Below are 20,837 nucleotides of genomic sequence, written 5' to 3' on the forward strand. Positions count from 1 at the left end.
CGGTTGAGTCGATGGAGGGATGGGGGAGAGCAAGTTATGTTAGACCTTATTTTGGAGAAAGGAACTATTATAGATGGCTCCGGGCGTAGTCGATATGCGGCCGATGTAGGGATTGACAGCAATGAAATTGTCGAAATTGGAGATCTGTTTGAAGTAGAAGCGTATCAACGCATTAATTGTACGGGATTGGTTATTTGTCCAGGATTCCTGGATATGCACAGCCATTCGGAGCTCATGCTCCTTAAAAAGCCTTCTGCCTCACCAAAAATTAGACAAGGAATCACCACAGAACTTCTTGGGCAGGATGGAATCTCGGTAGCCCCTGTGAGCGAGAAGACCATTCCCCAATGGAAAACTCAGCTTGCGGGGATTCTCGGCGATGGGGAGGTGGAATGGACATGGCGAAGTATTGACGATTATTTGAACCGATTAAACCGGAGAACCGCCGTAAATGTGGCGATGCTGGTACCCCATGGTAATTTAAGGGCCGAAGTGATGGGCATGGAAAATCGAGAACCGACCGATCAGGAACTGACCACCATGACCCGACTGCTGGAGGAGTCTCTCCAGCAGGGAGCTTTTGGTATGTCTACGGGGCTCATTTATCCCCCTTGCTGTTATGCCAAGACTCCGGAATTAATCAAGCTCTGTGAAGTAGTAGCCCGACACGAAGGGATATTCGTTGTTCACCTCCGAAGTGAATTCGATTTTATTGTGGAGGCCGTTAAAGAAATCCTGGAAGTTGGGATAGCCACCCAGGTTCCCATTCACTTCTCCCATATGAAGGTAGCCGGTTCAGCCAACCGACCCAAGCTTGGGGAGGTCCTTCAGTTGATCAACGCCCATATCGATAAGGGAATGGATATTACCTGCGATCAATACCCTTATACAGCCGGAAGTACAACTCTGGGAGCTGTTTTACCCCCCTGGGTTTATGAGGGAGGAGTTCAGAAAGCCATTGAACGACTTAAAGATCCAAAGTCCCGGGCAGAGATTCGGGCGAGTATCGATCAGAAAGGTCCTTTTCCTTGGGATAATTTTATCCAGGCAGTAGGATTTGAAAACATCTTTATCACCGACGTCCCGTCTGAAAAAAATAAAAATCTGATAGGAAAAAATCTTATCACCGCAGCCCGTATGCTTGAGAAAGATCCCTATGATTTTATTTTTGACCTCCTGGTCGAAGAGAATCTGGGAGTTTCGATGGTTGTCTTTAGTATCCATGAAGAAGACATTACAACGATCATGAAACTTCCTTATCAAATGGTCGGAACAGATGGACTGTTAGGGGGAAGACCCCACCCAAGAGCTTATGGTACCTATCCTCGAATCCTGGGGAGATACTGCCGGGAGAAGGAAGTTTTAACCTTGGAGGAAGCGATTCGTAAAATGACTTACCTGCCCGCTAAACGCCTGGGGTTAAAACATGAAGGGTTGATAGAGGAAGGAATGCGGGCTAATATTACTGTTTTTAATCCGGAAACGGTTATAGATCGGGCAACTTATGAAGATCCTACTCAATATCCACGGGGTATTGAATATGTGATTGTGAATGGAACTTTGGTGGTAGATGAAGGGGAGCAGCGAGAGGTTCTACCGGGTCGTGCCTTTCGAAAAGGCTCCGTATAGTGGAACTTGCATCCAGGAGTCCCTTGCGGACGATTTGTGAAGTTCTGGAGTATGAAGGGCGGCTCCCGGAAATAAGATCCCATTTGAGATAGACCTAAGGGATTAAGCCTTGGTCCTTCTTCAGATACCGGATGGATAAATGCCCAGGTTCTAGGAGCCTGCCCAGAGCTAATCGAAGGTAGGGAAGGGAAAAGAGGCCATTTTAAATGGAAGATTTTGAAAACTCTAAATTTACTGATTCATCCCAACTACCGGAAAGTCTTCCCATGTTTCCTCTTCCCAATGTGGTTTTATTTCCCAACATGCTTTTGCCCCTCTATATCTTTGAACCCAGATACAAGAAAATGATTCATGATTGTCTAAGGGGTAACAGGCTTCTCGGGATTATTCTACTCAGAAAGGATTGGGAAAAAGAGGAGGGAGATCCTACCCCTTATGAAGTAGGGGGAATGGGGCAAATTATTAAATCCACGAAACTCCCCAATGGAAACATGAATATCCTGGTTCGAGGGGTGAGTAAAATTAGAATTTTGGAGTATTTGGAGGCAGATGAGCCGTATCGGGTAGCCAGAATTGAAGGCATAAGGGATCGGTTTGAGCCCTCAGAAGACTTGACGAATCTTACCCAACAACTGGTTAAAATGTTTAAACAAGTCATTTCTTTCCGGTATAAGCAGGCCGATCGTATCCTTTCCTCTTTAGATCTCCTGGTAGACCCACAAGATATTGCTTATTTCGTTGTATCCATCCTGGCTTTGGATGTTCATGAAAAACAAATCCTTCTGGAAACCTTTTCCGGAGAAGAGCAAATTCGCAAGTTGATTCGATTTTTGATGCGGGATCTGGCAATTTGGAACTGAAAGACAGGGGAGTCGCAGGTGGAAGACAGGGAAACAGCAAGAAAAACTGTTTCCTTTCCCCTACCTGCTATTCCCTGTCCTCTGGTATTGACCATGCAATTCAAAAACGACACAGAGATGTTCAATAAAATGACGGAAAAACTTTACTCCTCGGTTATTTCTGATATTTTAGATGGACTGGGAATTCGGCAACACACATTGAGCCGTCAAATTCGTCCCCTTTATGACGGAATCGTTCTCACCGGAAGAGCCATGCCGATTTTGATGGCAGATGTTTTTGAAATCTATCCAGAACCCTATAAACTGATGATTGAAGCCATGGATAGCTTAAAAGAAGGACAAATTGCTCTGGTCTGCGCCAACGGATCTACCCGGGCTGCCCTCTGGGGGGAATTATTTTCAACAGCTACCCGAGCCCGAGGTGCACGGGGTGTGATTATCGATGGTCTTTGCCGGGACGTTCGCGTAATTCGGGAAATGCGTTTCCCGGTCTTTGCCATCGGGGTAAGTCCCTTAGATTCTATGGGCCGAAGCGTCGCCATCGCTTACAATTGCCCTGTGGAGTCCGGAGATGCCACCATTCACCCAGGGGATATTCTCTTTGCCGATCCAGATGGAATCGTTGTAATTCCAAGGGCCGTTGAAAAGGAAGTGATCACCCGGGCTTTTGAGAAGGTGGAAAAAGAAAACCTCGTACGGGAAGAACTCCAACGAGGCATGTTACTGGGAGAAGCCTGGAGAAAATATAAGGTTTTATAAAAGCCTCCTACGGCTTGCTTAAGAGGGGCCGAAGTTTTTAAGCGCCTAAAATACCTGGAGGGTCTTTTCACTTTAGTTTACTTTAACTACACAAAAATAATCTGATCCCCTAATCCGAACTCCTGTTCCAGATTATAAAGTTTTCCATGGACCTCCCCTTCTCCCCTTGCAATGGTCAACTTGCGAGATCGAACATCCTCAACCCACCTGGGATTTGCAGCTTCGGCTCGTTTATGGGCAATGATTTCCAGGAACTCCCGTTCGATGAGTTCTCTTTGTAGGGAAGCCTCTTTTTTTTTACGGGCTTCCAGAATCTGAAATTTGGTTTCTTCAGCGATACTTCCATTCTGAACCACAATATCAAACATTAAAGATAATCCCCGCTCGGTTTTAAGGTTGTATTCCTTAAAAAAACTTTTGGCTTTGTTGAGGAGGGTTTTGGCGAACTCGATCTGGACATCTTGAAATTCGGGTTCTTTTCCCAGGGCCTTAAAGCGGCTGCGCCACGGTTCCAGGATTCGACTTTTGGAGTCATTCAGGGACCTGGCAAACTGGACTTGGGCACTCAGGTTGTTGGAGTTGAGAACGGCTAAAAGGAGATCGGTTCCATCCTTAAAAATCCCTCTAAATTTCCCGGGGTTTTTGGTAAACATGCTCTTCAAGAGAGGTTGTAGACTTCTTTTACCGAAATTCCACTGGAGAAAACCAAAAGAGAGGCCCTGACCGTCAAAATTTCCGGCTAAATTAGAAAATCCATCCCCTCCCTCAAAGGCTCCGGTGATATTAAAGATCTTTCTTGTCATAACAGCCATGGCGTCTGTATCCGGTAGAAGTATGGGGGGGTCCGGTGATAAACCGAATCCCAGGATCCATCCCTTACGGTCATCATCAAGTTGTACCTGATACCAAGGCCCTTTAACCGTGGTAAATCTAACATGGGTCCCGTAAGGTAAGACGGAAATGAGGGACCTATCGACAAGATCCGACCAGAGCTCCACGCTTTCTTTGGTTACGTAAAGGTCGGCGGGAACCTCCGTTTGGGATAATACCAGCCCAGAGATCCAACCTTCCTGATGATCGGTAAGCCTTGTTTTATACCAGATTCCTTCCCGTTCACCTAAAGAGGTAACCTGGGTTCCGTAGAATAAGATTCCTAAGATATTATCCGGGCCGGTCCTTGGCGTCGAACGGAAATTCACGACCCTGGCTTTTACATAGAGAGATTGAATCTGGGTATCCGGCATATCTTCTAAGGTAAGGGTGAGGGTATAGTCTCCGACTTCAAATCGAATCGGTTGTTTTGCAAGGATTTCCAAAATGGTTTGTAAAACAGAGCCGGTATATCCCAGAGTCGGAAGGATTTTTTCGGGTCCTGGAATTTCTACATCGATGGAACTCAACATAGAACCATCGGAGGCCAAAATGGGGATTGTATAATGTCCTGGAGTGAGTTTTTTTAGATCTCCGTATTTCTGTTCGGCCGATAGAAGAAGCTTTTTTACGGCGCCAGCTCCATAACCCTCCTGTTTTAAGACTTCTTCCAGGGAAGGAATTCTAAACCGGATAAAGACTTTATTTTCAGAGGGCATAGGCTTTATCCTTTCTGCTCTGCCATCAAACCTTCAATGGGATTTTTACTGACGGTTACGACCTCCTTAACCTGGTAGATACTTCGGATAACCCGATCTAAATGCTGACGATTTTTAATGCTAAGAACAAATTGAAAGTTGGCCTGTTTGATATCCTCGATGGTTTCACTTTTCACGCTTATAATATTAGTATTTGTTTTAGCAATGGCAGTGGTGATCTCGGCCAGTAAACCGGGTTTATCTCGAGAGGTGATATAGATTTGAGTTGGATAGGTGATTTCTGTTTCCTCCAGATCCCACTCCACATCGATTTTTCGCTCCAAATCAAGTTGAATAGCCTGAGCATTGGGACACTCCATGGTATGAATGGTAATTCCTCGTCCTCGGGTAATATAGCCGATGATCTGGTCTCCTGGAAGGGGATTACAACACTGAGCAAATCGGGTTAAAATATTTCCAACCCCTTTGACTTTGATGGCCCGGTCTTCCTTTGCAGCCTCAATCTTGGGTTTATCGGAAGAAGGGGTTTTCAGAGGTTTTTCAACTTTGCTGACTGCTTTATCTTCTTCTTGCTTTTTCTTGAGTTCTTCTTCCGGGAAAAGCTTTTGGACTACCTGATGCGCCGTGGTTTTACCAAACCCGATGCTAGCAATAAGATCCTCCTCGGTATGAAACCCTAATTCTATTGCGACATCCTTCAGCTTTTCCAGCTTATCAACCCGAGAGATTTTATATCCGGCCTTCTGAAGTTCTTTAACCAGCAGTTCCCGACCTATGACGATGCTTTCTTCTTTTTGTTTTAAACGCAACCATTGCTTGATCCGATTTTTTGCCCTGGAGGTTTTAACAAAGGATAACCAGTCTGCACTGGGGAAGTGATTCTTTTGGGTTAAGATCTCCACTGTATCTCCGGTTTGAAGTTCATATCTTAAAGGGACGATCCGACCGTTGACCTTTGCACCCACACACTGGTGGCCCACCTCGGAGTGAATCGCATAGGCAAAGTCTACCGGCGTAGACCCCTTGGGAAGTTCTTTAACTTCTCCCTTGGGAGTAAAAACATAAACCTCATCTGGAAAGAGGTCTATTTTAAGGGTTTCTATGAATTCCCTGGAATCGCTGGACTCGGTTAGAGATTCTTGAAGCTGCTGGGTTAAGCGCTGCCGTAATTCAGCAACTTTCTTATCGTACTCTTCGTCGGGTTTTTTTCCTTCTTTATAACGCCAGTGAGCGGCGATTCCCTCTTCAGCCGTTCGGTTCATCTCCCAGGTCCGAATCTGAAACTCAACCGGTTTACCTTGAGGTCCTATAACGGCCGTATGTAGGGATTGATAACCGTTGGGTTTAGGAAGAGCAATGTAATCGTCAAAACTACCCGGAATGGGCCGCCAGATGGAGTGAACGATACCTAAAATACTATAACAATCACTCACCGTTTCAGTGATGATCCTCAAACCAACAATATCCAGGATCTCATCGAAACCGACCTTTAATCGGGTCATCTTTTTGTAGATACTGTACAGATGTTTAGGCCGTCCCGTTATTTGGGCTTTAATTCCCACCCTGGCCAGTTTTCCTTCGATGATTTGTTTACACTTTTCGATGGTATCATAACGATACTGTCGTTTTTCTTGAATCTGCCGTTCCAGATTATTATAAACTTCCGGTTGAAGATATTTGAGGCAAAGATCCTCTAATTCCATCTTGATCCGGCCTAACCCCAGTCGATTCGCCAGGGGAGCATAGATATCCAAAGTTTCCTGGGCAATCCGAATTTGACTGGCTTCCGGGGCATATCCCAGAGTCCTCATGTTATGAAGTCGATCCGCCAGCTTGATGATGATGACCCGGATATCCTTGGTCATGGCCAGCATCATTTTGCGAAGGTTCTCGGCCTGATATTCCTCCCGACTGGTAAACTGAATCTTACTAAATTTAGTTACCCCATCGACCAGCAAGGCTATTTCCGGACCGAAGATATCTTCGATCTGCTGAATGGTGGTATCGGTATCCTCGACGACATCATGAAGCAGTCCGGCCACTACCGAGGGGATATCCATTTTCATTTCGGCTAAGATGTAGGCCACTTCTAAGGGATGCGAGAGATAAGGTTCACCGGATAAACGAACCTGTCCTTTATGGACCTTTGCAGCAAAGACATAGGCCGTATCCAGCATGCGGGTATCTGCCTGGGGATAGTAAGATTGGACAAGCTCGATAATATCCGTAATACGACGCATAGGAAATGATAAATGATCGGTAAGGGAATGTATAATGGTTTTTGTTACAAGACTTTTGCAGTTTTGTATAGTACTTCTTTATCTTACTTTAAGGTTCCATTTTGCAAAAATCCAGTTGTTAGTCCTCATTATAAATTACCAGCTTGGTGGATTAATAGTTACTTATGAAAAGTTTTAAATTTCTCTTGCAGCTTCTTCTCCACAATCTCCGGTACAAGTCCCTTGACACTCCCCCCAAGGCTGATAACCTCTTTGACAATCCGGGAACTTAGAAAAGAGTATTCATCATTGGGCATCATAAAAACCGTTTCTACCGATGGATTGAGCCTTCGATTCATAAGAGCCATTTGGAATTCATATTCAAAGTCGGATACGGCCCGGATGCCTCGAATAATTGTTGTAGCCTTACGTTGGATGGCGTAATTAACCAGGAGTCCCTGAAAAGAATCGACTTCAAAGCGTTCCCAGTTTCCGATTGCCTCCTTGATCATTTCAATGCGTTCTTCAAGGGTAAAGAGTGGCTTTTTCTCCGGGTTATTAGATACTGCCATGATGACTTTATCAAAGATATTTAAACTTCTCTGTACCACATCGATATGACCATTGGTAATAGGGTCAAAGGTTCCTGGGTAAATGGCTATGCGCTCCATGCTTCGGCCTCCTCCTGTAGTTTTTCTCTATAAAAAGAAATTACCGTATCTCCGAAATACTTTTGACGAAACAAAGCCATCCTCGATAAAACTTCAGGTAAAGCCACCCTTTTAGAGTGCTCTATAATGACCAGACCATCCTTGGCCAGCAAATCCAAGGAATCTAATCTCCTGAGGGTATCTTGTGCTAACCCAGGATTTCCATACGGGGGATCCGCAAAAATAAAATCGAAACTTTTTATCCGGGCCTCCGAACGGGTAGAATCCTCACCCGGGTAGAGACGACCGACTCTACGAAGGAATTTTAAGACATCTTCACAATAAACATCAGCATTTTGGGAGAACTTACAACGTTCCAGGTTTTTGCGAAGAATCTCCACATGGTATGGGTTTTTTTCTACAAACACCCCATGTCGGGCCCCACGACTCAGGGCTTCTAATCCTATACTCCCTACCCCGGCAAATAAATCCAGAAACTCGGCCCCTACTATATGTTCTCCGATTATATTAAAAAGAGACTCCTTAACCCTATCCTGAGTAGGGCGTATGGCCAGGCCCTTAGCAGTCAACAAACGCCGACCTTTAGCGGTCCCACCGATAATACGCATAGCCATCCGCGGATACCAGGTAAAGGATAGTAAATTTTTTGATTACTATCTCCTTCCTGAGGCCTGATCCTTACTATTTGTATCGAACCACCCGGAAAGTTACAGTGGCTTCTGCTTTGCGGTCCCGGGGAACAACCGCTAAATTTTTTGTTACCACTTTATTGAACTCTGAACGGGTACCTTTAATCCTTGGAAAGTCTCCGCCTCGATCAATCAAATTATCGGGTAAAAGACTCACATTATCTATGGTACAAATAGCCCAAATCTTTTCAGTACCCGGAGGTCCCGTAACCAGGAGATCAAAAGTATCCTTGGGATCTGGAATTTGATAGGTCAAATTAGCCTGAATTAAATTATCTGAAGCAAACCGATTCGGAAAAATCTGCGTAATACTATCGACGGGATTAATATCGTAAAGGCTGAGATAGCAATCCTTTGTACTCTGGACATACACTTTTGCCTTTTCATTAATCGCATAAACAGGTTGATCTACCTGGAGACTCAAGAAAAAATTATTGTACGGAGGTGGCGGAATCGGTGAAGGCGAGGTCGTTGCACAGGCTGTTAACAAGCCAGCCCACAGAAAGGGCAGAATCTTATAAAGTTTCCTCTGAAGTTTCATCGGGACACCCCCCTTAGGTCAAATCAGGTCAAGTCTTAAAGGCATTCCTGTGTTAATATCTATCTAACAAGAAATAAGAGTTCTGTCAAGGCATTTATCTGAATTCCATCTTGAATTAAGAAGTCTCCACAAAAAATGCTTGCACCGGAAGAAAGGTTGTGATACATAATAACCTATAAAAAATAGGAGAACCCTATGAAATTAGCTCTTACCCTTCTCATACTACTAAGTTTGACCTTTATCACCATCGCGGGGTTTCAGGTTTATCAGTTTTTACATACTCGCCCGGATCCGTCTGGAAGTGCACGTACGGTCCATATTCCCCATGGAGCTTCCTTATCCAAAATAGCCCAGATCCTGGAATCTGAAGGCATTATCACCGACAGGCATAAATTTCTCATTGTAGCGAAATTCTCTACCCCCGGTCGTTCCATCAAAGCGGGGGAATATAGTCTGAACACTTCCTTATTACCGTTGGAGGTATTAAATATCCTTAAGGAAGGTAAGACGTTATTTTATACGGTGACAATTCCGGAGGGTTATACGATTAAACAAATAGCCGAATTACTGGCTCAGTTACACCTGGTTAATGAAGATAGATTTCTAAAACTCACTTCCGATGCAGAGCTGATCAAAGCGGTGGGCGTTGAGGCAAAAAGTTTAGAGGGTTATCTGTTCCCGGATACTTATTATCTCGATAAAACCATGTCAGAAGAAGCGATTATAAAAAAAATGGTTTCGAGATTCTGGGAAATCTTTAATGCAGACCTGCAAAATCGGGCTAAAGAAATGGGTTTTTCTTATCATCAAATCGTAACCCTGGCTTCCATCATTGAAAAAGAAACAGGGGTAGAAGAAGAGAGAAAGCTGATATCTGCCGTTTGCCATAATCGTTTAAAAAGAAAGGAACTCCTCCAGAGTGATCCTACGGTAATCTATGCCATTAAGGATTTTAACGGCAATCTAACTCGAGAAGATCTTAAAATAGACTCACCTTATAATACCTATCGTTATCCCGGATTACCACCTGGTCCCATTGCCAATCCTGGTAAAGCTTCTCTTCTGGCTGCCTTATATCCGGCCGATGTGGATTATCTTTATTTTGTTTCTAAAAATGATGGCACTCATCAGTTTTCTTCAGATTTAAAACAACACAATGCAGCAGTTAAAAAATATCAATTGAATGGAAGAATTAAAAATGATAAGCCGTCCGATGTCAGCAATTAAAGCTTATCCAAAAATCTGGGTATCCCTTCGGGAGAGATCTTCGTGGGGTTGACTCTGCAGGGGGTATGGGGGCTATCTACTCTGGAGTTTAATTCTTCCTTCAGAGATTTTTGTTTGTATCCTTGATAGAAGGGGGTTGTATGATAAAGAAAGTATCTAATTTTAGACTCATGGGTCTTGGAATGATGTTAGCCTATCTTGCCCTGTCGGGAGGGACACTTTCAGCACAGGAGGAATCTTCATTTTTAGAAGTGAAGGTTCGGGGGGTTGCTGCGCCGGAGTCTTCCGAAAGTCCGGTGGTAGTTTTAGAAACAAGGGAGCACGATAAAGCTCTCTTTATCTGGGTCGGAGTTCCAGAAGCCACTGCCATCGAATTGGAGCTTAACCATATCACCCCACCTCGACCCATGACCCATGATTTGTTGAAAAACATTTTGGAGAAGCTCGAGGCCAAGGTGAAAAAAGTCCGGATTACGGAGCTAAGGGGAAATACCTATTATGCCAGTATTGATCTGGTAGTCAGAGGGGTAGAGGTTGTTATGGACTCCCGACCCAGTGATGCAATTGCTCTGGCTTTACGAACCAATTCCCCTATCTATGTGGCTAAAAAGATTATGGAGGAGAGAAGCATAGATCTTTCCGAAGAAACAGAAGCCGATACAGAAAGTTTTTCTAAGTACGGAATAACGGTTCAAACCCTTACTCCAGCTCTGGCCAAATTGCTTCAGGTTCCTGAAGGGGAAGGGGTTTTGATTGCTCAGGTCCAATCCGATACCGTGGCTGCTAAGGCCGGGTTGCTCCGAGGGGATGTAATTACCCAACTGGCTGGAACTTCGATTAAAACGCTCCAGGAGTTCAAGCAGAAAATGGAAAATTTAACCGAAAAGGAGGTTCCTATTAAAATCCTGCGAGATGGAAAGCCTTTGGATCTGATTTTAAAAATAGAGTAAAACCGGATATGTCTGAATCGGATCAGGTAGATAAAAAAAGTTGACAAAAAAAGTTTTCATGGTAACGTTAAAATAGTAGGAGTTTAGGCCGTTATTTTAACAGATTAAGGTTAAAAAAGGAGGTAGAGAGGATATGTTCGGTTTGGGCATGCCAGAACTTATTGTTATTCTATTTCTTGTATTAATTGTTTTTGGGGCCGGGAAACTACCGGAAATAGGAGGTGGTTTGGGAAAAGCCATCCAAAATTTTAAAAAAGCCACCCGTGAGGCTGAATTGGAAGAACGGATAGAGGAAAAAAAGATTGAGGAAAAAGCTTCCTAAAATTAAGGGTTTAAGTTTTTAAATTTAAAGCAGATCATAAAGTCCCTGAAAGAGGATGGAGATCTGCTTTTTTAGTTGTAGTAGTTAAATGGATTCTCTTTTAAAATTTCTTGGCCTACAAACCCAAGATTATAATGCTTACGAAATTCAATTTTTGCAACCGATCCCCGGATGGATTCTGGCTGCTTTAGCCGTTGTCATTGGGGTTTTAATCTTCTTCTCCGCCAGAAATGTGAAGGGTAAAATCTCTGGTGGATTACGGACCTTCCTGTTTGCCCTTCGTGTGCTGGTTTTCCTTCTTCTTTTTACGGCTCTCCTTCAACCCAATTTGGGTTTAATGAAAAGGCGGTTCATCAAACCTATTATCGCCGTGCTGGTAGATACTTCGTCCAGTATGAATATTAAAGATATGGCCAACGATCAATCCAGGATCGAAGCGGTCAAACATCTATTTAAATCCCTGAAAGAAGAAGGAAAACTGGAAGAACTGGCTAAAGACCAGGAAGTACATTTTTTTCAATTCTCAGAGACACTTTCTCCCATAGAGTTAGCCCAACTGGAGAATCTCGAAGCCCGGGGTTCTAAAACACAACTGGTCCATGCCCTGAATCAGCTCGGTAAGGATTTTTCTAATCAGCCACTGGAAGCTATTTTTGTTTTTTCCGATGGAATGGATAACGTGGTCACTTCACCCCAGACTTTAGAAACCCGTAAGATTCCCATTTATACTTTTGGAGTGGGGGATCCCCAGAGGTTGATCGATGTTCAAATTGCCGATTTAGTCGCAGATGAGTTTGCTTTTTTAGATAAGGAAGTAGAAGTCGATGTAACGGTTCGTGGAACCGGATTAAAGGGCAAAGTTATTCCGGTTACGCTGACTCAAGATGGGGCTCCTGTGGCAATGCAAAGGGTTGAATTTCCCAAAGATAGCTATGAGACCACGCTTAAACTCAATTTTACCCCTCGGGAAACAGGAACCTTTGATTACCTGGTATCGGTTCCAGTCCAGGCCGGAGAAATCGTAACCGATAATAATCGGAAGCATTTCACCATGCAGGTGGTACGGAATAAACTGCGGGTTTTGCTTATTTCTGGAAACCCCCGGTGGGAATATCGGTTTTTAAGAAGAGCCCTTAAGAAAGACCCCAATATTGAGTTGGTTTCATTCATGATCCTCCGAAGTGCTTACGATATCGTAGATGTACCCAATGATCAACTCAGTTTGATTCCTTTTCCTGTGCATCGGCTGTTTACAGAGGATCTCCCCAAATTTGACCTGCTCATCTTTGACAATTTTGATTATCGACCTTATTTTTCTCCCATTTATCTGGAAAATATCCGTCAATTTGTAGAACAGCAGGGCAAGGCCTTCATTATGATCGGAGGAGAACACTCCTTCAATGCAGCCAGTTATCACTTTACTCCCATCGAGAGGATCATACCTGTGGATATCAATAACACCCCCCTGCAGCAGTCTACTGGAACAGTCTATAAAGAACCTTTCCGAATGAAATTAACCGAGGAAGGATATACCCACCCTATTACCCGATTGCTGGAAGATATAGAACAGAATAAAAAACTCTGGTCTGAAATGCCCAAATTATGGGGTTATAACTATGTAACCCGACCCAAACCCGGAGCCATTACCCTGGGGGTTCATAGTAATCGAAAAACCGAGTACGGAAACATGCCGGTTCTTGTGGTCCAGCAGGTTGGGGAGGGTAGAGTCATGGCCATAACCTCCGGTTCAACCTGGCGATGGAGTTTTGAAAGCGTAGCTAAAGGGGGATCAGATCAATACTACCTTCAATTTTGGAGACAAGTCATCCGTTGGCTGACAAAAGCTCCAGAGCTTCGACTGGTCAAACTTAAAACGAACAAAAAAAATTATGACCGTGGGGAGGAAGTCAATATCGAAGTAACCGTACTGAATGAGAGCTATCAGCCTCTGAACGAGGTAGAGCTTAAATTGACTTTACAAAAAGCCGATGGCAACTCCCAAGAACTCAATCTTTTTAAATCCGAAAATACTGATGGTCTTTTTCAAACGGTAACCCGAATCGAAGAGCCGGGAATTTATAAACTTAAAGTATCTGCAAAGTATAATGGGAAACTGTTGGGAGAGGATCAACAAACCATCGAAGTCTCTCTATCCGATCTGGAGCTGGAAAACCCCGAGTTAAACAGCAACTTCTTGAAGGAACTTTCCAGCCTGACCGGCGGTGCTTATACCCATATCTCGGCAGAAAATGAAGTTAAATCCAGGTTCAGTATGAAGTTGCCCATGAAGGTAGAAACCACCGAGGTTAACAATGTGGACCTTTGGGACAATCCTTTAAGTTTTGCTTTGATCTTTACTCTGCTCTGTGTAGAATGGGTAGTAAGAAAACGAGCCGGAATGAAATAACTCTCCCTCTAAGAAGGACCCTGTTTGAAACACAGGGACTAAGGGGACACGGGGACATAGCGACTGAGAAACACGGGGCTTAGGGGACGCGAAGACCTGTCTCCGCGTCCCAGATATGGCCCTTTTTTACTCTGGCCATTGACTTCCGACCTCGGATTCCGATTTTTAAATACTCCTTCGGATCTGTTCAATTTCCTCTCTGAGCTGTCGGACCTTGAATTGATATTCTTCCAGTTTACCGTTTAAAGAACTTTCCGCAAGAAGCCGATGTTTATACGTTCGGTAGGCATCGAAGAGATTTAATAATTCATCGATTCTTTTGGCAACTTTGGCGGCCGTTTCTGTCCAGGTTCGAGGGTTAAAAAAGGTTTCTTCATAGGGTTTACCGGCTTCGATACTTTTTATGATATCTTGAAATTCAAAATAAATCTCGCCGGTATCGTAATCCAGTTGTAAATCGATATTCTCCGGATCCTCTGCAGTTATTTCTCGTAGGGCCTGCAGAGCTTCTTGAGAGCTATAACCTAATCCTGTTACCAAATCCAGGGGTCTTACCTTTCCCCGATTTTGAAAGGCTATCTTTCGGATCGCATTTCTTAAAAGTTTTCTTTTGAAAGCCGTTTTCCGTGTATGACCTCTCTTGAGTAAACCTATTCCGATTCCTAAGGGAGTAAGGCCAAATAGAAGATAACCTGCTACGAAGGGGGCCTGGAGACCAAAGATACCCCAGACTAGTAAAAAGAAGAAGGTAACCAAAAGACCTATGAGAACCGATACCCCCCCGGCTGCGAAGTCAAAGGTGATACTTACCCCTTCTGAAATTTTATCAATACTTTTCATTTTTAAAAGTTTAAAAAATCTTGTTGCTTATACTCTGCTGGATACCTACAGTATCTAAGATATGAGCTTTCCCAGGTCCTGTCAATGTTAATCCCAATTCTGGTATCCATATCAATTTCTTACGAAAATCGTCTTACGATTTTCATGCTTCGTGGCGACCCAATGGGTCATGACCGTTCAGTAAGTAGAAAAAGAAACACCCCCCCTGGGAGGGGGAGCCAGGGGGGTGTTCAGATATCCCTTGACAAAAAGAAATCTCGTTCCTTACTTATTAAAGGGGTATGGGTGTTCTGGATCGTTTAAGAAGCCTTTTTTCAAAGAAGGAAGGTAAATCAAAGGAATCCAGACTATCCTCTATTTCCTGGTCTAAACCTAAACATTCCTGTTACTATTGTAAAAACTTTCTACTCAACACGCGGCAATGCCACCTCAAGAAATTTATAGGCTCCATTGAGTTATCTGAAGCCCAAAAGATTAACCAGTGTGATGCCTGGGTCGAGGTCAGTAAATAAACGATCCCCTTTACCGGGGCGTTCTCTGCGGACCACGCTTCTGAAAACCTTTTGGAACTTCAAATAAGGCGGGATCCAGTTTGTTGGTCAAGATTTTTTTTACCTCGGTAACTTCCACACTATAGGGAGATTTACTGATTACCTTTATAGGGAGCCCCTCGATAATCTGTAACTTTTCAAGCTCACGTTGTATTTCAGGATTTTCTCGCACTATGAGTTCACTGTATTTTTTCATAAGGGCACTGTATTCTTTGAACTCTACATCCTTAGTAACCCAGACTTCTTCACTACCCAACTGATCCGTAATGATATACTGTTCACAGTTAAGACCATTCACAATCTGCTTATTTCCCGTACGGGTAACCTTAATATTCCTGGGTAGTAAGTCTTTTTGCTTGTCAGCAGGCAATCTGGCTGCAGCTTCATCGGCACGCTTTTGCAATCTTTCCCACTCTTCAAAGGAAAGTTCATAATAGATCTTACCCTGGGGAACCAGATTTAACAGTCTTCTCTTGTCCATATCCACAATGGATACGATCCCACCTGACTCAAACCTGAGCTTGTTACCCGAAATATAAAGAGTAATCTCTTCTTTTGCCTGTGCAACTTCCCCTTCCTGGGATTTAGATCTTTCTATCGCTTGTTTACGCTCCGTGATAAGTTGTTCAAGTTCTTGGATATCCCGTTTCATACGACTTTTTTGGGCTTCGTTTTTAGCCGTAGCCAGCTTTTGTTTTAAATCTTTAAGCTCTTCTTCCAGGTCTTGAAGGGTTCCAGTTCCTTCATCTACCTGTTCCTCCAGTTCCGGTTTTTTAAAGTTTTCTCCCGGAGAAGAGGTAAGTTCTTGAACCACCGTAATGTCGGCGAAGATCCAAGAGGGAGATAAAAATACCAGGCTTAAGGTTAAAGAAATAAAGAGAATTTTAATTTTCATCATTTTTTCCCTTTAGCCACAAAGGCGCTCAGATATCAGGAAGGAAATGTAAAACTTAAGGAGCAAAACAAAGATTAAAGGCAACCCAGGGGAAATTCTTTATGCTACCCTTCGCCTTCCCAAGTACGGGCACGGCGCACCGTGCCCGTACTGTGCCTTTGCAACTCCAGGTTATTCAGATTTTAACAGGAGACCAGGTTAAAAAAATCCACGAATGGCATTAAAACCCATGACGACAATAACTCCAAAAATAAAGATGCTCAGGATCTCAGATACGCGCTGGGATTTAGGCCCAAGGGTTATCCCCCAGGTAATCCCGGCACTCCAGATACCATTTGCTAAATGAAAGGCCACAGCTAAAATTCCCAGAATATAAACCGTCAGGGTAATAGACTCATGCATTCCCTTCGACATGTGGTGATAGTCCATCTGGAAACCGTAAAGGGCCGGAGCAATTTTAGTTTTATAAACATGGGCCGGGATAAAGAGAATCAAACCGAGGCCGCTTAAGCGTTGAAGTACATATTTCAAGTTACGAAACCAGGCATACTGGGGATAATTGATCTTCCCACGACGGGTTAGAATAAGCCCGTATATCCCATGGAAGATAAGGGGAAGATAGATAAATATAAGGACCAGGAGGAAGTAATAAGGGACCTGTCGACCGCTTTGGAGATAAAGGTTGTAGGCCTCAGGTCCCTGGATAGAATAAGCATTGTTATACAGATGAAGGATCACATAGATCCCCAGGGGGACGATACCCAAAAGAGAGAACAATCTTTTTAAAAGAAAAGCACGTAGGGAATGTGACATAGAATTATTTAAAAAGAATTTTCATCTATCAGTTCTTTAAATTTGTTAATCCGAATAATGACACTTTGAAAATCTTCCTGGATATGTCCATCTACCGCTTCATGGCGCTTAATATAGAATCCTTCTGTTAATCCGATAATATACGGAGTCAATATGGATCGAGAAATAACGAAACCGAGACTTCCAGAAAAGCCTGGCATAACCGGAATATCGGTCAGGAAGGTATTTTGTGGGGTTCCCAGCTCCAGATCCTGGATAGGATCTTCTCCATGAAGGGCTGTAACAGCACCGATTCGAACATCACGAGGGGCTATAACAACGATCATATCTCCCAATTCCAGCTTATCGGCATCCCCGAACTCATAGGCAAGGGGTTTAATAGGTAAGGACTCGGGAATTTTAAAAATAGCAATCTCTTCGGTCTGATCCAGAATCCGTTGGTCTAACACCACGCTGTTGTTTCCAACATAAATTTCTGTTCTTACCTCGTCGTTAAGTTGGATTTTCTCTTTATTAAGATCTCTGGCCGTTGGCATAACCAGATGGGAAACCGACAAGGCGTAAAGCTTTTCCTTATATTTTACAGCCGTCACCTGACCAACCCGGCTTCCATGGATCCAAACCGGAACATCTTCCCTATCTGCCTTTGGATAAGGCCGCCAGGTATAAGTGGTTTTGATGGGATAGATACTTTTTCGAACGGTATATTTCAGGTCTGCAATGAGCTTATGGAACTCGGCCGGGGCGTTGGATAAAAAACGTTCATCATAGGGGGTGTAGACCTGACCTGCAAAAGCCACCTGAGAGTTTGAAGAGAACGATCGAACAGGATTTTTCAATACTTGGGATCCCAGAAGAACTAAGCCACTTGCAATAAATTGTCTCCGAGTTAACTTCACGGTTGTAGAGTTAAGTTAATTCTAGGGAGTTCTCTGCCCTCACCCTCTGCACCCCTCTCCCCCTCCCTCACCCTCTCCGTGGACGGGGAGGGAAGGGGTGGGGCGGAGAGGGGTACCGGCGGATCTCCAGGCCAACTTCCCATGTACCCTTCTCCCGAAGGGGTTAGGGGGGAGGGATTATTTAAATTTAACTTTACAAGGTAGCAGACCTACCTCAGGAGAACTTCTACTCTGAATAGAAATTAATTTCCATCCTTTATAAGTAAAACGTAAAGGGTCAGGTGACTCCATCCAATACCCCTTCACCAAGGTTTCTCACTCCGGAAACAGAATCCTTTTACCTGAACTATGGGCAATATATAGCATATCTTAGAATTTACGTCAACAGGAATTCACCGCCAGATCAGGAAAAAATTCTTTTTACAAAAAGCCGGTGAAGCCGGCATGGTTAACTTCTGTAAATTATTAACAAGGAGGGGAAGATTTATGGGGAAGTGAAAGAGCATGGCGATTAGATGGAATCGTTCAGGCTATGTGGAGTCCGGTACTTGACAACGCATTGTTGGATTGCTATTAGTAATATCATAGTTAGCTAGTATAACTTATGTGTTCTTTATGGCTCGAGGTAAATTTCGGGAAATCACAGGGATGAAGGCCTTTTATCCGACCGGTATCCTTATGATGAGCAGAGCAGAGCTAGAACTGTAGCAGGTAGGGAACCGGAAGTCAAACCCGAACTATCCAAGAGCAATACCTATGAGAATTTTAGCTATTAATGAATTACTTGAAGAGTTTCGTTTTGTCGATCGCCTCCTGGAGGTCGTCAAGGAAACTCCTATCGATGCCGTCGTTTTCACCGGGAACATCTTACGAGCTGAAGCACGGAATGCCGAGTGGCAGCGGGCGTTAGCCGAGCATCGGACGCCCTCTTTGAATCAACCTGAAGTAGTGCGGGAGCGCGAGAACGATGCGCAGTCTTTGAATCGATTTTTTAAATTGCTGAGTTCCCTAGGAGTTCCGGCTTATCTGGTACCAGGACGTAACGATGCGCCGGAGTGGTTCTTCCTCCAGGCTGCATTTAACAGTGAGATTGTGGCCGCCAAAGTGTACAACGTCCATCGCAGTTTTGCACCACTAAGCGGGAGTTGGATTGTGGCCGGTTACGGCGGTGAAATCACAAAGGGTGAGCGGGATCACGAATTCTTCTTGCGCTACCCGGGTTGGGAAGCAGAATTTTCGTTGGATTTCCTACGTCACCTGGATCAAAATAAGGTCTTGTTGTTCTATACACCGCCTGTTGAACCCTATGAAGGGCAGGTACAATCTGGTGGTCATGAAATGGTCAGCCATATTATCAAGACGTATACACCACATTTTGTGTTCTGCACACCACCTGGCGGACATCGAGGTAAGCTGGTACTGGCCAACACCCTGATTGTCTTTCCCGGCCGCCTTAGCGAGGGGGAATACGCTGTGCTGGACACAAAAGAACGCGATGTGGCCTTTGGGAATCTCAGATAAGTACTACGCTCCGGATCTCGGCACCAGAACCACGTAGAACGCAGGAGATAAAACATATGACGTAGTACGTAAAGCGTACTATGGTATATGTTTTACTTTGAAGAAGTGATTATTAAAGAGCTGCCGTCCTGGCTGATTATTCAAACGTTAAAAACTCATATGGGAAGTATTAAGAAGGAGATTCCCTGGCTGGCTTTTAAAGCGGCTCTAAGTCGATTGGCCTATGACGTGGATCAGATAAACAATCAGGCCGAGTTTGACAGGATTGCCTATAGAGTCGGGGTCATCGGACTTCGTTATGAGTATACCACCAACCTGTTTAAAGAAGCCCTCAAGCAATACCAAGAAACAGGCGCTAAACCGGAAAATGGAGAGGATTTCAGAAAGTGGCTTCAAGATTTACAAGATCTTATTAAAGAACCCGAGAAAGTTGCTGCCTATTCTATGCAATAAGTTGCTTGGGTAAAGGAAGCCGGAGATCGAATTCTTTGAAACTTCGCTCCTGCTGAACCAAAAGCGCTTTCTACTTTTCCTTTGGAGGTGTTTTCTTAGAAGCTTCTATGATCTTTTGAGGAATGGTGGTCGATTTTTGTTCAAGCTTATTTTTTTCCAATGTTTCCAGGTTGAGGAGAGCTGGTCGATTGGAGGGATCTCGCTTAAGAATTTCCATCCAGGTTTCCTGGGCTTTATCAGATTGGCCGGTAAGGGCATAAACAACTCCCAGCATATTATAGGCTTCTAGATTGGATGGGTTAAGCTCAATGGCTTTCAAAAGAGCCTCTTTCGCTTTAGAATAATTACCAAGATTCAGATAACTTAACCCTAAATTAAAATAAGCCTCGGCATGTCGAGGGTTTCGTTGAAGGACTTTATTAAAAGCTTTAACGGCCTCCGCGTAATTAGTTTCCGAGTCTATATAAGCCAGGCCCAGACGATAAAACACTTCTTCCTCTTTATATCCCATCTTAATGGCCTTTTTATATTCGGCTATTTCCTCATCATATAAATTTTTTAATCCATAGGCATACCCTAAACGGTAGTGAATACGGCCTGATGAAGGATTTTTCAAAAGAAGTTTTCTATACAGAGTAATGGCCTCATCGAGCTTACCTTCCTCTACATATTGATCCGCAATCAGTTCGTCTACTCTGAAATCCGAATTCCTGGCAGAACTATCCGGCTTTGATTGAGCAATGGCATACTCATCAGAGAAGGAATAAAGATACAGGACCACTACATACACTATATAGAAAATCATCATAAAATCAGGAATGAATCTAAATGAAGGAACCTTTACTACTAATATAAGTAAGTTATTGCAGGTAAGGTAGTTTTTTTAATAAAAATTTCAGCAATCTTTATACCAGGTTGATAAAAAAGCCCTCTCGGGAGGAGAGGGCTTTTTCATAAATTCATAAAGCTTTCAAGGGTCGGGCTTTGAAGCCCCATCTGTTA

Annotated in this window: 20 protein-coding genes; 10 read left to right on the forward strand and 10 right to left on the reverse strand. The window is 43.7% G+C overall.

Annotation, left to right across the window (positions count from 1 at the left end):
- The first annotated feature begins 36 nt into the window (after positions 1–36).
- The 3 genes from VNM22_07185 (at position 37) to VNM22_07195 (ending at position 3,248) form a co-directional block, all read left to right on the forward strand.
- A complete protein-coding gene (locus tag VNM22_07185; GenBank protein HWP46931.1) occupies positions 37–1,629 on the forward strand; it encodes a D-aminoacylase in 1,593 nt (530 codons plus the stop codon).
- Positions 1,630–1,835: 206 nt separating this feature from the next.
- Entirely contained in the window at positions 1,836–2,489 is a 654-nt protein-coding gene (locus tag VNM22_07190) for an LON peptidase substrate-binding domain-containing protein (protein ID HWP46932.1), read from the forward strand.
- Between the two features lie 18 nt (positions 2,490–2,507).
- Positions 2,508–3,248, forward strand: coding sequence for an RraA family protein (locus VNM22_07195; protein HWP46933.1), 741 nt, complete (start codon positions 2,508–2,510; stop codon positions 3,246–3,248).
- An 86-nt stretch (positions 3,249–3,334) separates the two neighbouring features.
- Here VNM22_07195 and VNM22_07200 read toward each other — a convergent pair whose 3' ends face one another.
- From VNM22_07200 to VNM22_07220, 5 genes are all read right to left on the reverse strand, one after another.
- On the reverse strand, positions 3,335–4,837 hold the full coding sequence (locus VNM22_07200; GenBank protein HWP46934.1) for an SH3 domain-containing protein: 1,503 nt from the start codon (positions 4,835–4,837) through the stop codon (positions 3,335–3,337).
- 5 nt (positions 4,838–4,842) lie between these two features.
- Positions 4,843–7,077 carry a bifunctional (p)ppGpp synthetase/guanosine-3',5'-bis(diphosphate) 3'-pyrophosphohydrolase gene (locus VNM22_07205; GenBank protein ID HWP46935.1) on the reverse strand — a complete coding sequence of 745 codons (2,235 nt, stop codon included), beginning with the start codon at positions 7,075–7,077 and terminating at the stop codon, positions 4,843–4,845.
- A 158-nt stretch (positions 7,078–7,235) separates the two neighbouring features.
- Positions 7,236–7,727 carry a pantetheine-phosphate adenylyltransferase gene (coaD, locus tag VNM22_07210; protein ID HWP46936.1) on the reverse strand — a complete coding sequence of 164 codons (492 nt, stop codon included), beginning with the start codon at positions 7,725–7,727 and terminating at the stop codon, positions 7,236–7,238.
- Positions 7,715–8,341, reverse strand: a complete 627-nt coding sequence (gene rsmD, locus VNM22_07215) for a 16S rRNA (guanine(966)-N(2))-methyltransferase RsmD (GenBank protein HWP46937.1) — start codon at positions 8,339–8,341, stop codon at positions 7,715–7,717. The genes coaD and rsmD overlap by 13 nt, the downstream gene beginning before the upstream one ends.
- Before the next feature lie 67 nt (positions 8,342–8,408).
- Positions 8,409–8,957, reverse strand: coding sequence for a DUF4384 domain-containing protein (locus VNM22_07220; GenBank protein ID HWP46938.1), 549 nt, complete (start codon positions 8,955–8,957; stop codon positions 8,409–8,411).
- A gap of 195 nt (positions 8,958–9,152) precedes the next feature.
- Between VNM22_07220 and mltG the strand changes: the two genes are divergently transcribed.
- From mltG to VNM22_07240, 4 genes are all read left to right on the forward strand, one after another.
- A complete protein-coding gene (mltG, locus tag VNM22_07225; protein ID HWP46939.1) occupies positions 9,153–10,184 on the forward strand; it encodes an endolytic transglycosylase MltG in 1,032 nt (343 codons plus the stop codon).
- Positions 10,185–10,324: 140 nt separating this feature from the next.
- Complete coding sequence (locus VNM22_07230) at positions 10,325–11,134, forward strand: bifunctional nuclease domain-containing protein (protein HWP46940.1); 810 nt, start codon at positions 10,325–10,327, stop codon at positions 11,132–11,134.
- A gap of 133 nt (positions 11,135–11,267) precedes the next feature.
- Positions 11,268–11,456, forward strand: coding sequence for a twin-arginine translocase TatA/TatE family subunit (locus tag VNM22_07235; GenBank protein ID HWP46941.1), 189 nt, complete (start codon positions 11,268–11,270; stop codon positions 11,454–11,456).
- Positions 11,457–11,544: 88 nt separating this feature from the next.
- On the forward strand, positions 11,545–13,863 hold the full coding sequence (locus VNM22_07240) for a glutamine amidotransferase (GenBank protein ID HWP46942.1): 2,319 nt from the start codon (positions 11,545–11,547) through the stop codon (positions 13,861–13,863).
- A 165-nt stretch (positions 13,864–14,028) separates the two neighbouring features.
- On the opposite strand, the gene VNM22_07245 is transcribed toward VNM22_07240, so the two are convergent.
- Complete coding sequence (locus VNM22_07245) at positions 14,029–14,703, reverse strand: hypothetical protein (GenBank protein HWP46943.1); 675 nt, start codon at positions 14,701–14,703, stop codon at positions 14,029–14,031.
- Between the two features lie 281 nt (positions 14,704–14,984).
- Between VNM22_07245 and VNM22_07250 the strand changes: the two genes are divergently transcribed.
- Positions 14,985–15,215: a hypothetical protein gene (locus tag VNM22_07250; GenBank protein HWP46944.1), complete on the forward strand. Its 231-nt coding sequence runs from the start codon at positions 14,985–14,987 to the stop codon at positions 15,213–15,215.
- Between the two features lie 10 nt (positions 15,216–15,225).
- On the opposite strand, the gene VNM22_07255 is transcribed toward VNM22_07250, so the two are convergent.
- From VNM22_07255 to VNM22_07265, 3 genes are all read right to left on the reverse strand, one after another.
- A complete protein-coding gene (locus tag VNM22_07255) occupies positions 15,226–16,152 on the reverse strand; it encodes a DUF4412 domain-containing protein (GenBank protein HWP46945.1) in 927 nt (308 codons plus the stop codon).
- Positions 16,153–16,347: 195 nt separating this feature from the next.
- Positions 16,348–16,962 carry a hypothetical protein gene (locus VNM22_07260; protein ID HWP46946.1) on the reverse strand — a complete coding sequence of 205 codons (615 nt, stop codon included), beginning with the start codon at positions 16,960–16,962 and terminating at the stop codon, positions 16,348–16,350.
- A gap of 8 nt (positions 16,963–16,970) precedes the next feature.
- Positions 16,971–17,801 carry a S1C family serine protease gene (locus VNM22_07265; protein HWP46947.1) on the reverse strand — a complete coding sequence of 277 codons (831 nt, stop codon included), beginning with the start codon at positions 17,799–17,801 and terminating at the stop codon, positions 16,971–16,973.
- A gap of 816 nt (positions 17,802–18,617) precedes the next feature.
- On the opposite strand from VNM22_07265, the gene VNM22_07270 reads away from it, so the two are divergent.
- Positions 18,618–19,382, forward strand: a complete 765-nt coding sequence (locus VNM22_07270) for a hypothetical protein (protein HWP46948.1) — start codon at positions 18,618–18,620, stop codon at positions 19,380–19,382.
- Positions 19,383–19,469: 87 nt separating this feature from the next.
- Positions 19,470–19,835, forward strand: a complete 366-nt coding sequence (locus VNM22_07275; GenBank protein ID HWP46949.1) for a hypothetical protein — start codon at positions 19,470–19,472, stop codon at positions 19,833–19,835.
- 70 nt (positions 19,836–19,905) lie between these two features.
- On the opposite strand, the gene VNM22_07280 is transcribed toward VNM22_07275, so the two are convergent.
- Positions 19,906–20,643, reverse strand: a complete 738-nt coding sequence (locus VNM22_07280) for a tetratricopeptide repeat protein (GenBank protein HWP46950.1) — start codon at positions 20,641–20,643, stop codon at positions 19,906–19,908.
- Between the last annotated feature and the right edge of the window lie 194 nt (positions 20,644–20,837).

The sequence above is a fragment of the Candidatus Limnocylindrales bacterium genome, assembly GCA_035559535.1.
GTDB lineage: Bacteria > Moduliflexota > Moduliflexia > Moduliflexales > JAUQPW01 > JAUQPW01.

Coding starts and splice junctions, on each gene's coding strand:
- VNM22_07245 (HWP46943.1), bottom strand. CDS start 14,703: ATGAAAAGTATTGATAAAATTTCAGAAGGGGTAAGTATCACCTTTGAC.
- VNM22_07260 (HWP46946.1), bottom strand. CDS start 16,962: ATGTCACATTCCCTACGTGCTTTTCTTTTAAAAAGATTGTTCTCTCTT.
- VNM22_07220 (HWP46938.1), bottom strand. CDS start 8,957: ATGAAACTTCAGAGGAAACTTTATAAGATTCTGCCCTTTCTGTGGGCT.
- VNM22_07205 (HWP46935.1), bottom strand. CDS start 7,077: ATGCGTCGTATTACGGATATTATCGAGCTTGTCCAATCTTACTATCCC.
- VNM22_07255 (HWP46945.1), bottom strand. CDS start 16,152: ATGATGAAAATTAAAATTCTCTTTATTTCTTTAACCTTAAGCCTGGTA.
- VNM22_07280 (HWP46950.1), bottom strand. CDS start 20,643: ATGATGATTTTCTATATAGTGTATGTAGTGGTCCTGTATCTTTATTCC.
- VNM22_07230 (HWP46940.1), top strand. CDS start 10,325: ATGATAAAGAAAGTATCTAATTTTAGACTCATGGGTCTTGGAATGATG.
- VNM22_07190 (HWP46932.1), top strand. CDS start 1,836: ATGGAAGATTTTGAAAACTCTAAATTTACTGATTCATCCCAACTACCG.
- VNM22_07185 (HWP46931.1), top strand. CDS start 37: ATGTTAGACCTTATTTTGGAGAAAGGAACTATTATAGATGGCTCCGGG.
- mltG (HWP46939.1), top strand. CDS start 9,153: ATGAAATTAGCTCTTACCCTTCTCATACTACTAAGTTTGACCTTTATC.
- VNM22_07235 (HWP46941.1), top strand. CDS start 11,268: ATGTTCGGTTTGGGCATGCCAGAACTTATTGTTATTCTATTTCTTGTA.
- VNM22_07250 (HWP46944.1), top strand. CDS start 14,985: ATGGGTGTTCTGGATCGTTTAAGAAGCCTTTTTTCAAAGAAGGAAGGT.
- VNM22_07275 (HWP46949.1), top strand. CDS start 19,470: ATGTTTTACTTTGAAGAAGTGATTATTAAAGAGCTGCCGTCCTGGCTG.
- VNM22_07270 (HWP46948.1), top strand. CDS start 18,618: ATGAGAATTTTAGCTATTAATGAATTACTTGAAGAGTTTCGTTTTGTC.
- VNM22_07240 (HWP46942.1), top strand. CDS start 11,545: ATGGATTCTCTTTTAAAATTTCTTGGCCTACAAACCCAAGATTATAAT.
- coaD (HWP46936.1), bottom strand. CDS start 7,727: ATGGAGCGCATAGCCATTTACCCAGGAACCTTTGACCCTATTACCAAT.
- VNM22_07200 (HWP46934.1), bottom strand. CDS start 4,837: ATGCCCTCTGAAAATAAAGTCTTTATCCGGTTTAGAATTCCTTCCCTG.
- rsmD (HWP46937.1), bottom strand. CDS start 8,341: ATGGCTATGCGTATTATCGGTGGGACCGCTAAAGGTCGGCGTTTGTTG.